Origin of the sequence: Acidiphilium cryptum JF-5 (assembly GCF_000016725.1) — a bacterium.
GTDB lineage: Bacteria > Pseudomonadota > Alphaproteobacteria > Acetobacterales > Acetobacteraceae > Acidiphilium > Acidiphilium multivorum.
In genome coordinates this window covers 24,163-37,415 of record NC_009470.1, presented here as the reverse complement: position 1 = coordinate 37,415, position 13,253 = coordinate 24,163, and the positions used below count along the sequence as shown (strand labels likewise).

The window sequence follows — 13,253 nt, the reverse complement described above, 5'->3', positions numbered from 1 at the left end:
ACCCCAGAGTAATCCCTGGGTGACGACCTGCCTCATGATCCTGAGACCGGCGAAATCAACGACAGCTGATACCCACCGCCAAGCAGGCTGCGGATATGAGAACGGCCCCTGCAGGGGCCGTTCTCATATCCGTCACGTCACAATCCAGTGACTGGTTTTTACGCCGCCACGCTGGCCTGGTTTTGATCCGCCGTTGACACGAATCACACCCGATTCCATGCCGTCAAATACCTCAGCGATTTTCATGCGTAACCCCTCGTCAGGTGACGATGACCTCGTCAACTGCTGTGTTGTAGGCTTGGCCGTTGAATTTCAAGGTTGGGCCGGAGCGCAATCGTCCGTCCGTGTAACGCACGCCATCGGCCGGATCGACGATGTTGTATCGGTTTGATGAACCATGAACCAATCCCTCACAGAGCACGAAATGTGGTGGATTGACCAAACCGAGGATCACCGGGTGGGTAACCGTGGCGCCCGCCATAGTTGCTTTTAACGGTCCGACGGCGCCAGCAGTGATGGTTTTGTACTGGGCAGTCTGAACATTGTATTGCAATTTTAGCGTGTTCGCGATGTTCTTCCCGCTGGTTCCTGGATCAGAGCCAGTTTGTAGTCTGGACAACATGTCGCCTGGGCTGGAAGTGGCGAGAGGGTTGTCGTCTGGATTGATCGCTTTCCGGCGCAGGGCTAATGCGGCGATCAAGCCGGTCGAATTCTGCGTGATGTCTTGGCCGCCGGCACGATCCGAATTAGCTGGTATATAGTTCCCGCTGTTAGCTTGCGAAGCCGCCGCGATCGCGCGTGTGGTCGGATGCCCATGACCAAGGCGGTTCAGTGCCATCGCGGCGCAAGCCATCGCGCAATTCCAGGATGCTTCCTGGATATAGCAATCCGTGTCTCCTGCTCTGGTAACCCATCCTGGCATAGGTGAACCCCCGATAGTTAGACCTTCGACAACTCCTTTTGGTTATATAATAAAATTATAGGTAGTATTCAATAATTTTGAATAAAGGTCTCTCCTGACTGGAGATGCAGCAGAGACCGCCGTCATACCTTGGACAAGAACATCGGATTATCTGGTATCCTCCCATCCCGGTCACGACCTGTCGCATAAATTGGGATTTTTGCGACAACGGATGGGGAGAAACATGGAATCTTCAGATGGGGCTGCGGTGCTGGATGAACTCTCGCAGGCATCCCGTCAGCCAAGCCTCTCTCTTCGAGCCTAAATGCACCGGATGCAACAGTTTTGTTGTTTCATGCGCTTTGCATAAAATCTGGGAATGAAGGAAGGGTTCATCATGGATCTAAGTGAAATCGCGAATGAGCTGTTTGGTGGCAATATGTCTGCGTTGATCGGCCAAGTAAGTCGGCTCGCTCAGGTGTCATATTCGGATGTGGTTGCTTGGCTTAATGGGCACGGTCGGAATGCAGATGGTGATCGGGTTGTTGCGGCGATTGCCTGTTTTGTGCGGCTGGTGAAGTTGAAACGTGCGAAAGCACATGCGAAAGCAGAGGCGGATATGGCCGAGAATGCCCTTTTAGAAAGAATCAAGAAACAGAATGATTTGCTTATGGCAATTATTGATAAAAGAATACTCGCAGAATCAGAGCAAGAAGAATTAAATCTATTGAGAAAATATTTTGAGAATACATGGAAGGCACAGTTTCAAGAGGCGATGATATATTTCAATGGAGAGGAGGAGAGACCGACGCCCTCCGCAGGTAGTGTGCCTACTCCTTGAATTATATGGCATAGCCAAATTTGCATCATCGCCGGGAACACCAAGGCCAACGAAATCAACAGCCTGCTGCACGGGACTGGGAAACTTAGACTGCCGTGCCCGCCATGGCGTAATGTTCGTCGCCTACCAAGGCAAGGAAGTCATTCAGACTGCGCTTATATCGGCTGTTTGCCGATGGATTTTTGATGCGGATTTCGAGCGTGTGCCTAAGCGGCGACCTGTATTTGCCGTGGCTAGTACGACGGGCTGAAATTTTCAGTTCCGGGTGGCACAATTTCGTTGCCGAGATGGGGGTGGTTTAAGACAATGCTCAGGATGGATTCAGCCTTGTCAGGGAACAAATTTCCTCAGGTCGCTGATCCACATATCGGTTGCACGAGGCATTGCGGTTTCTGCCATAATCGCCGCTATTCGTCTGGCGATATCTTGGGGAGGATCGGAAAAGCGTCCCAGCACACTGAAATCGGAAACCGGGATTTTCTTGTAGCTCAGAGTCGATTTGCCAGTGATCGAGGTGTGCGCGGCAGACTGTCCGGATTGGCCCCCCATGATCCGGCGAATTGTTGAGCTATCGAGTGCAAGTGCGATTACCGCAGCCCGGGATCGCATCGCCAAGTCGTTCAGCAGATACATGGATCCGGCATCCTTGGACCAGACCGGCTTGACCAGAATGGTGTGCAGGCAGCGGATGCCGGCATCCGAAAGCTTCTGGAGCATACCAAGTTCACCATCATTGATCCCAAACTGCAGTGGGCCGGGTGATATGTGTGCATTCGGCACAATCGGGTATTTGTGCTTGATTTCGAAGATCCAGACCGAATTGCCTGATATGAATACCCTGTCGAGGTTCCATACCCTTCGGAAATACGGCTGGATTCCGCAGTTCATGAGAATACGTGGCAGAACCACGCGGTTTCCAAGCCGATTCCCATAGTGTTCCGACAGAAAGCCCCAGAATGCCTGCTTCTGGCGGTTTACATTGCGAACAGCAGGATCAACCTCGAAACGGGTCATTCGGCTGCCAGACATTTCCTGCATCAGTTCGGGCAGCGGACGGTATTTACCTGCCCGTCGGCCTTCACAGATGCGGACTGCCTCGAATTCACCATTCCTGTATCTCACAAGATAAGGCGTCACGCATTTTTCAAGCGCCTGCAGGTAGCGACCCAGGCCTTCGGATTCCGTTCTCGCCCACACAAGGCAGAGCCAGCGCTCGGAACGGCGCATCGTGTCGATGACAGCGGAATCGACGTCGAGGGCAATGATCTTCTGTTCCGTGCTTTCCGGCACGCTCGCCACGATCTGGTCGAACAGGCTTTCGACCACGAGACCCTCGATGAGTTGATGCTTGTCTGCGGCGAGGATCTTCACCGCCTCTTCAGGATCATCCAGCTTGAGTCCTGCGAGCGGGCCCCAGGGAGTGTCCATCCGTGCTCCGGTTAGGTGTTCGCGTTTGCCGATCGGGCATGATTTTTCCCGCTCATGATGAGCTTGAGCCGCGGGATCATGATCTGGTCAAGAGCCAGACTCGGGCAAAGGATATCCTTGGGGTGGCTAGCCCCTCCCTTCCGGCTCCGTTGCCTGCGAGGTGCGAATCGGGCATAGAGTCAGAAAAATTCCCAGAGGTGACCGTGACCGAGTTTTCCATCTTGCGGCAGAAGGCAGGCTTGTCGGTCGTGGAAGCTGCCGAGGCGCTCGGATATCACGAGCGTCACGTCTACCGGTGGGAAAATGGCAAGGGAAAGCCGCCACGACAGGCTGTCCTTGACTGTCTCCGGGCTCGACAGCCGGGAGGACACAAACCGGTCGCGGACACATCTGCATTCACGTTCATCGATCTTTTCGCCGGAATCGGCGGTCTGCGGCGCGGATTCGAAGCGATCGGCGGCCGGTGCGTTTTCACGAGTGAGTGGGACAAGTACAGCCAGGCAACCTATGCGGCCAACTATCCGTATGATGATCATACGATAAGTGGCGACATCACGAAGATCGGTGAGAAGGATATCCCGGAGCATGATGTCCTGCTGGCGGGCTTCCCCTGCCAGCCCTTCTCCATCGCCGGCGTCTCGAAGAAGAATGCACTCAAACGACCGCACGGCTTTGCCTGCGAGGCCCAGGGCACGCTGTTCTTCGAGCTGGCTCGTATCATCAAGCACCACAGGCCAAAGGTTTTCCTGCTCGAGAACGTGAAAAACCTGGTCAACCATGACCGCGGCACAACGTTCCGGATCATCCGCGACGTTCTCGAGAACCAGCTCGACTACAGGATCGATTTTCGTGTGATCGATGCAAAATCATGGGTTCCGCAGCATCGCGAGAGGATCTTCATCGCGGGTTTCCGGGACCGGAACGCGGAGTTCACCTTCAAGACGCTGGACATCCCGGATCCCGCATCGGGTCCCCGGCTGGCCTCCATACTGCACCCGGAAGACGGAACGGAAAAACCTGACGGGCACTTTACCGAAGGCCCACTGGCAACCGTCACCGAGCGCTATACACTCACCGATCATCTCTGGAATTATCTGCAGAACTATGCCGAGAAGCACCGGCGGGCCGGAAACGGCTTTGGCTTCGGCCTTTGCGGCCCGGAGGATGTCGCCCGAACCCTGTCAGCCCGCTATTACAAGGATGGGTCGGAGATCCTGATCCGCCAGAACGGCAAGCGCCCCCGGCGCCTGACGCCCCGCGAGTGTGCCCGTCTCATGGGCTTCGACAGGCCTGGCGAGGCGGATTTCAAGATACCCGTGTCAGATACCCAGGCCTACAAGCAGTTCGGCAACGCGGTTGCCGTGCCTGTAGTTGCTGCTGTCGCCCGTCACATGAAGCAATGGATTCTCGAGGCGGTCGAAGGTGACGAAAATCATCACGCCACCGGGCTGCAGGAGAGTGCCTGATATTGTCGACCGGCAGACGCGCAGCCGGATGATGGCGGGTATCCGGTCGGCCAATACCCGACCGGAGCGGATGATCCGCAGTGCCCTCCATGTACGTGGCTTTCGTTACCGGCTGCATCCGCGTGCCCTGCCGGGCCGTCCCGACATCGTCCTGCCCCGCTATCGCGCCGCTATCTTCGTTCATGGCTGCTTCTGGCATGGCCACGACTGCGGGCTGTTCCGGCTGCCCGGCACCCGCCCGGAATTCTGGGCCGAGAAGATCCGGCGGAACCGGCAGAGAGATGCCGCTGTCATGAACGAGCTGGTCGCCACTGGCTGGCGTGTCCTCACGATCTGGGAATGTGCGATCAGGCGCAGGCGCGGCATGGTGCCGGAACCTGTCATTGACGAAGCCGTCTCGTGGCTGAGATCCGGAGATGGAAACCTGGAAATTCGGGGGAACAATGGCGCTGACTGATCTTGTGGGCTGGATGGACGAGTACGGCGTCCCCGGCGCTGTCTGGTTCGCCAAGCGGCTGGCAGCCAACGATACCCTGGCAACCGGAGCCCATGGAGCGGGGCCCTATATTCCAAAGGAGTTCCTGTTCAGCGTTTTCCCGGACCTCAACCACCCAGAGGAGGAGAATCCGGACTGCTGGTTCGACCTGTACATCGACTCTCACGCGGACCGCCGGAGGATCCGGGCGATCTGGTACAACAACAGGCTTCGTGGAGGGACGAGGAACGAAGCCCGACTGACGAATTTCGGCGGTGGCCGGTCAGCACTTCTGGATCCGGACAGTACCGGTGCCCTGGCCGTGTTTGCCTTCCTCCCTCACGGGCCGGGCAGGCAGATGGAATGTCATGTCTGGGTCTGCGATCAGGGGGCGGAGGCAGATCTTCTTGAAGAGCGCATTGGTCCGGTAGAGCCGAAGGCTCCTGTGGTCTGGCAGCCGGGCGAAATCGCCCGCGACCTGTTCATGCACACGGATGCAGGACCGGGGTCGTGCCGGCTCCTGCCCGGTGAAATTCCTCCTGCCTGGCTGACCAGGTTCCCGACGGGCGAGGAAATTATCAGGGAGACGGTCAAACGACGCCAGCGAAACGGTCTGGAGCCCGACCGGCTTCTCATGCGCCGCCGTGAATGCGAATTTGAGATATTTCTCAGCGTCGAGGAGGCCGTCTATCTCCCACGTATCAGGCAAGGCTTCTCCGCGATCGGCGATTTTCTCTCGCTTGCCCAGACAATCCTGCAGAGCCGGAAGACCCGTTCAGGCACTTCGCTGGAACTGCATGTCCGCGAGATCATGACCGAGGAAGGTCTGCTGGCTGATACCTCCTTCACCTACCGGCCAGTAATCGAGAACGGCAAGCGGCCGGATTTCCTGTTCCCGTCCAAGGCCGCCTACGACAATCCGGCGTTTCCGGCAGAGCGGTTGCGCATGCTGGCCGCGAAAACGACCTGCAAGGACCGCTGGCGGCAGGTGCTCAACGAGGCCGACAGGATCGCAACCAAGCACCTCCTCACCCTCCAGGAAGGGGTTTCGGAGGGGCAGTTCCGGGAAATGAGCGAGGCCGGCGTCCGTCTGGTGGTGCCTGCTGAACTCCACCGTTCCTATCCGGCGAGTGTCCGGCCGCATCTTGTCACGTTCGAGAACTTCATTGGTGACGTGAGACCGCTGTCCGCCATTCAGGGGCCATAGTCCCACAGGATCAGGCTGCCCGGTCTATCGGGTATGCTTTCACATCGGCCGGCCGCTTGCCCGCATACCAGGCGGGATCCGGCAGCCGCCCCGATGTGACCGAGGTCAGGATTCGGGTGGACCTTCCATCCGCTAGCAGGCAGTCGGCTTCGGCGTAGGTTTCGATGAGCGGGGTCACGCTATGGCATGTAGTGATACGAGGCTGGCCATGACGTACAAGCTGGTCATCCGTGGTAATCAGTCCGCGGTGAATGGCACGATCCCGCGTGACCGGGCGCAGCAGCCCGCCCTCCCCTTCCCCGGTTTCGTGCAGCACGTAGATACCGGTTTCAGGGTTCCGGACGGCGTAGCCAAGAACAGGCAGATATTCCCAGTCCTGATCCGTTACCGAAACCCGGTCGGCATCCCAGCCAAGCACGATATGGGCCGGTAGGCTCCGGCCAGGTTCCATTTCCAGAGCAGCTTCCATCACATCGTTCAGCATCACGGCCACCGGCGCGGCTTTCTGCCGGATCCGGCCCTGGGCAGCGCCAATCTCTGTCATGCGGGCGTTGTTGAGCTCGGTCACTTTCCAGAAACGTCGAAGGGTGCCGATTTTGTGGGATGTGCCGCCGACCACAAGGGTGGTTGGCCTGCGGTCAAGCAGATACAGCTGAACACCCATCGTTATGGTTCCTTAGTGGCCAATCCGGCGGTCATGGTTGCCAACATCATACTGCCCTTCGGGCCGGGTTGTCCGGGCGCGTCTCAACTGGTCAGCTCGCGTCTGAGCGCAGCAACGGCCTTTTCAAATGTTTCTGCAGCCTTCCAGCCGTTTTTCTGCGCGATGGCATAGAACTCATCGGCGGTCGCCGGATCTGTTTTCACGCTGAAGACCTTATTGCGCCCGGTACGGTAGGTCATCGGTTGTCGTCTGGTGGATGGTGGGCTGTCTATAGACTGCCCCGGTATTGCAGGTTCCGGCTCGCGGCTCTGAAACCGGCCTTTACTGCTGATCTCATCGATAGCGGCGGGGGCTGGTCGGTGTTGCTTTCCACCTGCCGGTTTGAAGTCGCTGACATCCAGCGGCGGATGTGGATTGTGGAATATGCTGGATCTCTGGCTCATGCGGCAACCTCCTCCCGGTTCTGGCGAAGAAGGTCCACGACCTCTCTTGCGAAAGCCTGGGCATTTTCTATTGCGGCCGGGATATTCCGGACATTTGCGGGATCGAGGGCTTCCAGCGTTCCACCGAAGGAGAACAGGGCGCGATAGGCTTCCCGTTCATGGAGGCGGGTCTTGAGCACGTTCACACCGTTTTCGGCGAACTCTGTTTCTATCGCCGAAAGCGTGCGCGGTCTGATTGCGGCAGAAGTGTTTGTGAAAAGAACTGCAGCAGGAATGTGTAGCCTGAAGGCTTCTTCTTGCTGTTTCACCTCGCGAATTGCCGCCACGGCTTCAACGGCATCAAGGACAGACCCCCGCGTAGGAATCAGTACCAGATCCGCCCGGCTCATTGCATAAGGCACCATTCGTGAAGCTGTGCCTTCCAGGTCGACTATGACAAAAGCCGCGCGCTCGGCTTCTGTGTCGATCACGCGAATGATCGTCTTTTCAGAGACATCATCGATCACTCGCAGAGAAGCTGGCTTGCCCGGAAGACGGCTCCATCTGGCGACTGGCTTGTTTGGATCTGCATCGATGATTGTGATTTCAGCCCCGGCTGCAGCCAGTTCGGTCGCAAGGATCACGGCAGACGTGCTCTTGCCAGCTCCTCCTTTTGGCGATGCAAAAACGACAGTTGGCATGCATGACCCCCAGACAGATGGTCTACTGAGTGTAGACGGTAAACTGACTATAGACGAATAGTAGACTTTAGATTCAAGAAAGTCAACCGTCGGTCTACCGTCTACGTATAGTAGACCTGCGGTTGACGGTAAGTCTCTCGCGGCGGTCGGTTGAACGTGATCAATCATTTGCGGCGATTTCGGGGGAAAATCGCGTATCAGACGAGATAGTTGGCCTTTCCGAATCGGAGGCTGCCCATGTCACGATTCGCGTGGCGAAACCAAGCACCCTTTTAGGGTTCTTGATTCGGAGGTTCACAAAAAACCCATCTTTTCAAAGCAAAACGGGGTCGTGAAAATAAGTCTATAGACAAATTGACGTTTATAATTCTAGCTGGGTCGCTAGCAACGTGGGCGGGGTTCGAATGCCAGCTGGTGTTGATGCAGTTCTAGGAAAACACCGCGCGTACAGGCGTCGTCTGGCTGCCGGCGGGCAACATCAACTCGTCGTCGCCTTGCCAAAGGATCTGGTGGCGGTTGTTGACGAAATCAAAGAGAGCCAAGGGTTGCGTAACCGCAGCCAAGCGCTCTTGCAGTTAATTGAACGGGGGATTCAGGCCACTCAGAAGACCTAAAACGTGCAAAAGCCCGCCTTGCCGGGCGGGCTTTGCGTAAACTCGTGACGGGCCGTAGCGGCTAGGCCGTCTGGATACGTTCTTCTCCAGACATAGCCATTGCGAGCTGTTTTGCCAAGCGGAAATTGCCGTTTCTGCTGAGGGGAGAGCTTTGCCTGTCGCGATCCAGCCACAACGGAGGATCACGATGGAGACGGAAAGTCCCGGTTTCGGGCAGAATACCAAGACAAATCAGAGATCTGGCGGGCTTCGCCGGCTGAGTCTGGCAATGATTGCGACGGACCGGACGGCTGAAGGTTTCACCGGCCTGTCAGACGGGGCAGGGGGGCCGGGTGCGGTTCTGGCGGCCTTCAAGGCGGCGGCGCCCTATCTCGGCCTGCCGCCGCGGGTGGTGCATGCGGTGGACTGGCTGTTCCGCTTTACCCAGCGGCAGGACTGGGAGCCTGGGGCGCGTCCGGTGGTCTGGCCGTCCGCTACGGTCCAGCAGGCGGATCTTGATCTGGGGGTATCGCAGACCAAGGCGCTGAACCGGCTTCTGGTCGAGCTGGGCCTGGTGGTGATGCGGGACAGTCCGAATGGCAAGCGTTACGGGCGGCGTGACCGTAGCGGGCGGATCATCGAGGCGTATGGGTTTGACCTGTCACCGCTTGGGGTGCGGCTCGAGGAATTCCGGGCTGTGGCGGAGAAGGGGCGGGCGGAGCGCGAGGCGGTTCGCCAGCTGCGCCGGCGGGTGACGATTGCCCGCAAGGCGATTGAGCAGATCGCGGAGACGGCGGTCGAGGTGGGGCTGGAGCCTGGGGGTTTCGTGCGGGAGGCGGAGGAGGCGCGCCGGCTGTGCTGGCGTCTGGGCAAGGAGGAGAGATCCACTGTCCTCGTCTTTGGCGTGACCCGGCTCGAGGACCGTCATGGCGAGCTGCGCCAGCGGCTTGAGAGTCTGATCGCCGAGCGGCGGGGAAGTGCACAAAAAGATGTGGAAACCGACCCCAAGGGGCCGGAAAACCGGCCCCACCAATACAGATACAAATCAAACGCTGATCCTGAACAGGATACTGTATCTGGCATTGAGAAAAGTAGTCCGGCCCCGGTGATGTCGGTGGCACCGACCGGCAGCCCGGGACTGCGGGACGGATCGTCGGGACCACAGACGGGCAGGGGGGGGCAAAAGCCTGCCCTGCAAGACGATGGCACGGTGCTGCGGATCACGCCGGACGAGCTTGTGCGGCTGGCGCCGCGGCTGCGGCCCTATCTCGGGCGGTCATCGCCGGCCTGGCCGGATGTTGTGGAGGCGGCGGACTGGCTGCGGCACGATCTCGGGGTGTCGAAGCCGCTCTGGGGCGAGGCGTGCCTTGCCATGGGGCGGGAGCAGGCGGCGATCGCGCTGGCTATCGTCTCGGCGCGGCCGGCGGGGCATTTCAGGAGCACGCCCGGGGGATATTTCCATGGCATGGTGGCAAGGGCTCGAGCCGGCGAGCTGAACCTCGGCAAGACCATCTGGGGCATGCGGAGCAAGCGTGACACCCACGGCTGGGATCAGCCGCAGTGAGACAACACGGGACGGCGCGGTAATGGCACTGGAAGCCGATTATCTTGAGGCGCTTGGGCTGCTCGGCCGCGTCTGCGAGGAGTATCGCCGCGAGACCGGAAGTCCCGCGTACCTCGTTGGAGGGGCTGCGGTTGCGCTGTGGACCGGAGGGGCTTTCCATTCCGCGGATTTCGACCTGATTGTTGCAGCGGAGGAGCGGTTTCACGAGATCCTGCTGCAGCGCGGGTTTTGTCCCGAGGATCGGGCAGGGAAGCTCAAGGTCGGGTATTATCACCCTGACTACCCGCAGTTCGGCTGGCAACTGGTCACAGGCCCCATGTTTGACGGGCGCGCGGACCGGATGCGTGTTGCGCAGTTCCAGATTGATGCGGGGAGTGCTGTTGTCCTGCCCGCGATCGAGGACCTTATTGCTGACCGTCTGGGGCAGTATGCGGGGGGCAAGCCGCCGGATGAATCACGCCTGAACCAGGCCCGGGTTCTCTTCGAGATGGCGGACAGGATTGATTCCGCCTATTTGAAGAAACGGGTAGAAGAGGAAGGCGGGGATATCTCGCTCCTGAACGGCCTGAATTCGGAATTGGAGCCATGAGGACGATCAAGCTCGAGGCGCACCTGAAAAGGACTGCCGCGAAAGCGCGTGAACTCGAAGCTGCCGGCCGGAACGTGCCGACTGAGGCTCTGCGGAACGCTGGAAAGATGCGAACCACTGCGAAGAGGGTCCTGTTGGAGCGGGCTGAAAAACGGGCACATGCCGCAGGAAAAAAGCCTGTCCCCAGCCACTATTGATTGTCCCGAAACTTCATTCATCGGGCAAGGTGGACAGGGTTGCGTATGAACTCGACATTTCATTGAAGGACACCGTCAGCGATGCAAAACCCGACCTGGTCACATGCCTGTCTGGCGGCGCCCGTTTTCGGACTGTGGGCATTGCTGATGTCTCGTAGAGTTCACTTCACGGGCAGCCCCTGTAATCCATGATGGCAAGCAATCCTGACGAGAACGCGGAGCGCCTTTATCTGCGCGAGCAAATTGCGCGGTTCGACCAGATGCATGAACGAATTTGGCGGATGCGGGAGGAGAGCTGGCCGCGCATTGATGCGTTGCTCGCCCAGGCGGCCCGGGACAGGGCGGCCATACACAGGAACGACACGAACTGGCCGGCGATCATCGCTGCTGGCGGCGCCGTCTTGAGCGGCATTAGTGCGATTCTGGCGGTGCTGGTCGCCGCACACCTGATCTGAGCTGACGTAACCGCCGGCATATTTCAGTGCATCCCCGCGTACGCGGGGAACGGCAATGAGCGGCGGCTGAATTGCCGGCGTCTTTCGGTTCATCCCCGCGTGCGCGGGGAACGGTTTCGGTGACGGTGAAAGTCTATGATGTTCAGCGGTTCATCCCCGCGTGCGCGGGGAACGGACGATCGCCGCGATCACATACTGGCCGAGGCGCGGTTCATCCCCGCGTGCGCGGGGAACGGTCTTCCTGTAACCATATGATATGGAACAAGAGTTTCCATAGGCGCCATTCCACCGATTGCACGTAGTAGGATGAAGGGAGGTGGCAAGGCCACCTCGCCGTGGTCCGGCCGGGTCATCCCCTGCCGTATTTCCGGGGCAATCCCGCACCAGATCGGCAGGATTACCGACCTTGCCATCAGGATTAGCGCCCCCCGGACCCCACCCGGCCCGGTTCAACACGTTCAAGGCCGCGTTATGGTCGCGATCGAGAACGATTCCGCAGTTTTCGCATCGATGCATCCGGTCTCGCAGCGTCTTCGGCACGAAAGAGCCGCAGCCAGCGCATTCTTGCGAAGTTCCTCTCGGATCGACACGGGCGAAGGCCCGGCCCTCGCGCTGGCATTTCCATTCGATCAGCGAGACGAGCCTGCCCGGTGAGAAATCGCGCCATTTGCGGCGCATGCCGCGCCCCTGAGCGCGCCGGTCGCCGGCACGCATCAGACCAGCGAGGTTCAGATCCTCGACGGCCACGGCGTCCCAATGGTGCACCAGGCGGGCGGAAATTTCATGCAGGCGGGCGCCCCGCCGGCGGCTGATTTTGGCATGCAGCCGCGCCAGGCGCGCTTTCACCTTGTGCCGGCGCCGCGACCGCTTCTTGCAGCGGGCGAGGGCACGACCAAGGCGGCGCAGTTCGGGCAATGCTGCCCGCAAGGAGCCGACCGCATCGATTTCGGCACCGTCCGATCGGACAACGGAGGTTTTCAGGCCGAGATCGAGGCCCACCGGCCTCATCGGCACCAGCCGTGGGGAGTGTGCCGGGGCTGGCATTTCGTAGGTCAGGTTGACGAACCAGCGCCGGTCTTCCCGGGTGAGCGTAATTGCCTTGCAGTTTTCCCATGGCGGAAGATCGCGGTCGCGCTTAAGCCGGAGCGTCCCGCCCAGCGCCTTGCGCTGATACAGGCCGCGGTCCCGCATCTCGAAATCGATCGGTGAATCGAAGCCGATTGTCCGCCAGAATGGTTTGCCCCGGAACCTGATATCGCCGCGTGGCCTGGCCGGGTCAGCTAGTCGCTTCACATGCTCGCGGTAGGCAACATCGACCCGATCGAGCGTCCAGCGCTGCATGCGCCGCGGGAAAGCGGCATATTCGGCATCCCTGCGCAGTTCAGTGAGCGCCTTTCCCTGTTCGCCGAGGGTGATGCGCTTCCGTGCTTTCCGCCAGGCGCCCAGCCTTTCCTCAAGTGCTGCGTTGTAGAGGTCTCGCGTGTGATCGAGGCAGGCGGTGAACCATGCATGTTGCTGCCGCGTGGGGCAGGCGCGGACCCGGAATGTCAGCATCATGCCGGTATCACTTCTTGCTAAAAGGCGTGCGTTTCCGAGTTCCTGATTGACGGTCAGAGGCCCATGCAGATGAGTTGATCGCAGCGCCGGAAATTCAGAAGGGCATCCCGCCGTGCCCGCCAGAGACACACACGGCGGTATTGTTCTGATGTCAAGGAGAGCGGATCGCAGTGTAAAAACCGGTAAATGCTGA

Annotated in this window: 14 protein-coding genes; 8 read left to right on the top strand and 6 right to left on the bottom strand. The window is 59.2% G+C overall.

The features are described 5' to 3' along the window. Positions 1-259 precede the first annotated feature (259 nt). Positions 260-838, bottom strand: coding sequence for a hypothetical protein (locus tag ACRY_RS19540; RefSeq protein ID WP_155856336.1), 579 nt, complete (start codon positions 836-838; stop codon positions 260-262). Between the two features lie 460 nt (positions 839-1,298). Here ACRY_RS19540 and ACRY_RS18770 point away from each other — a divergent pair, with 460 nt between their 5' ends. Further along, positions 1,299-1,742 (top strand): hypothetical protein, encoded by a 444-nt coding sequence (locus ACRY_RS18770; RefSeq protein ID WP_155856335.1) that lies wholly within the window; start codon positions 1,299-1,301, stop codon positions 1,740-1,742. 330 nt (positions 1,743-2,072) lie between these two features. Here the strand turns inward: ACRY_RS18770 and ACRY_RS02200 are convergent, their stop codons facing one another. Continuing rightward, positions 2,073-3,170 (bottom strand): hypothetical protein, encoded by a 1,098-nt coding sequence (locus ACRY_RS02200; protein WP_011930846.1) that lies wholly within the window; start codon positions 3,168-3,170, stop codon positions 2,073-2,075. Positions 3,171-3,373: 203 nt separating this feature from the next. Between ACRY_RS02200 and dcm the strand changes: the two genes are divergently transcribed. The 3 genes from dcm to ACRY_RS02185 are packed head-to-tail and all read left to right on the top strand — an operon-like array spanning position 3,374 to position 6,318. Beyond that, positions 3,374-4,636 carry a DNA (cytosine-5-)-methyltransferase gene (gene dcm, locus ACRY_RS02195; RefSeq protein ID WP_043508985.1) on the top strand — a complete coding sequence of 421 codons (1,263 nt, stop codon included), beginning with the start codon at positions 3,374-3,376 and terminating at the stop codon, positions 4,634-4,636. Further along, on the top strand, positions 4,629-5,093 hold the full coding sequence (locus tag ACRY_RS02190) for a very short patch repair endonuclease (protein WP_011930844.1): 465 nt from the start codon (positions 4,629-4,631) through the stop codon (positions 5,091-5,093). Before dcm ends, ACRY_RS02190 begins: the two co-directional genes overlap by 8 nt. Continuing rightward, entirely contained in the window at positions 5,053-6,318 is a 1,266-nt protein-coding gene (locus ACRY_RS02185) for a type II restriction endonuclease (protein ID WP_231295231.1), read from the top strand. The genes ACRY_RS02190 and ACRY_RS02185 overlap by 41 nt, the downstream gene beginning before the upstream one ends. Positions 6,319-6,328: 10 nt before the next feature. On the opposite strand, the gene ACRY_RS02180 is transcribed toward ACRY_RS02185, so the two are convergent. The 3 genes from ACRY_RS02180 to ACRY_RS02175 form a co-directional block, all read right to left on the bottom strand. Further along, a complete protein-coding gene (locus ACRY_RS02180; RefSeq protein ID WP_011930842.1) occupies positions 6,329-6,982 on the bottom strand; it encodes a hypothetical protein in 654 nt (217 codons plus the stop codon). Between the two features lie 83 nt (positions 6,983-7,065). Then, positions 7,066-7,425, bottom strand: coding sequence for a hypothetical protein (locus ACRY_RS18765; protein WP_081432852.1), 360 nt, complete (start codon positions 7,423-7,425; stop codon positions 7,066-7,068). Next, complete coding sequence (locus tag ACRY_RS02175) at positions 7,422-8,105, bottom strand: ParA family protein (RefSeq protein ID WP_011930841.1); 684 nt, start codon at positions 8,103-8,105, stop codon at positions 7,422-7,424. The genes ACRY_RS18765 and ACRY_RS02175 overlap by 4 nt, the downstream gene beginning before the upstream one ends. Positions 8,106-8,509: 404 nt before the next feature. Between ACRY_RS02175 and ACRY_RS18760 the strand changes: the two genes are divergently transcribed. The 4 genes from ACRY_RS18760 to ACRY_RS02160 all read left to right on the top strand — a co-directional run bounded on the left by ACRY_RS18760 (position 8,510) and on the right by ACRY_RS02160 (position 11,503). Beyond that, entirely contained in the window at positions 8,510-8,719 is a 210-nt protein-coding gene (locus tag ACRY_RS18760; RefSeq protein ID WP_081432851.1) for a ribbon-helix-helix domain-containing protein, read from the top strand. A 187-nt stretch (positions 8,720-8,906) separates the two neighbouring features. Then, positions 8,907-10,262, top strand: coding sequence for a plasmid replication protein RepC (gene repC / locus ACRY_RS02170; RefSeq protein WP_011930840.1), 1,356 nt, complete (start codon positions 8,907-8,909; stop codon positions 10,260-10,262). 22 nt (positions 10,263-10,284) lie between these two features. Continuing rightward, positions 10,285-10,851, top strand: coding sequence for a hypothetical protein (locus ACRY_RS02165; protein ID WP_011930839.1), 567 nt, complete (start codon positions 10,285-10,287; stop codon positions 10,849-10,851). Between the two features lie 385 nt (positions 10,852-11,236). Further along, the gene (locus ACRY_RS02160; protein WP_011930838.1) at positions 11,237-11,503 is read left to right on the top strand and encodes a hypothetical protein; all 267 of its coding nucleotides are present in this window, start codon (positions 11,237-11,239) and stop codon (positions 11,501-11,503) included. 150 nt (positions 11,504-11,653) lie between these two features. Here ACRY_RS02160 and ACRY_RS20550 read toward each other — a convergent pair whose 3' ends face one another. Further along, positions 11,654-13,060 (bottom strand): RNA-guided endonuclease InsQ/TnpB family protein, encoded by a 1,407-nt coding sequence (locus ACRY_RS20550; protein ID WP_011930837.1) that lies wholly within the window; start codon positions 13,058-13,060, stop codon positions 11,654-11,656. Positions 13,061-13,253: the final 193 nt, after the last annotated feature.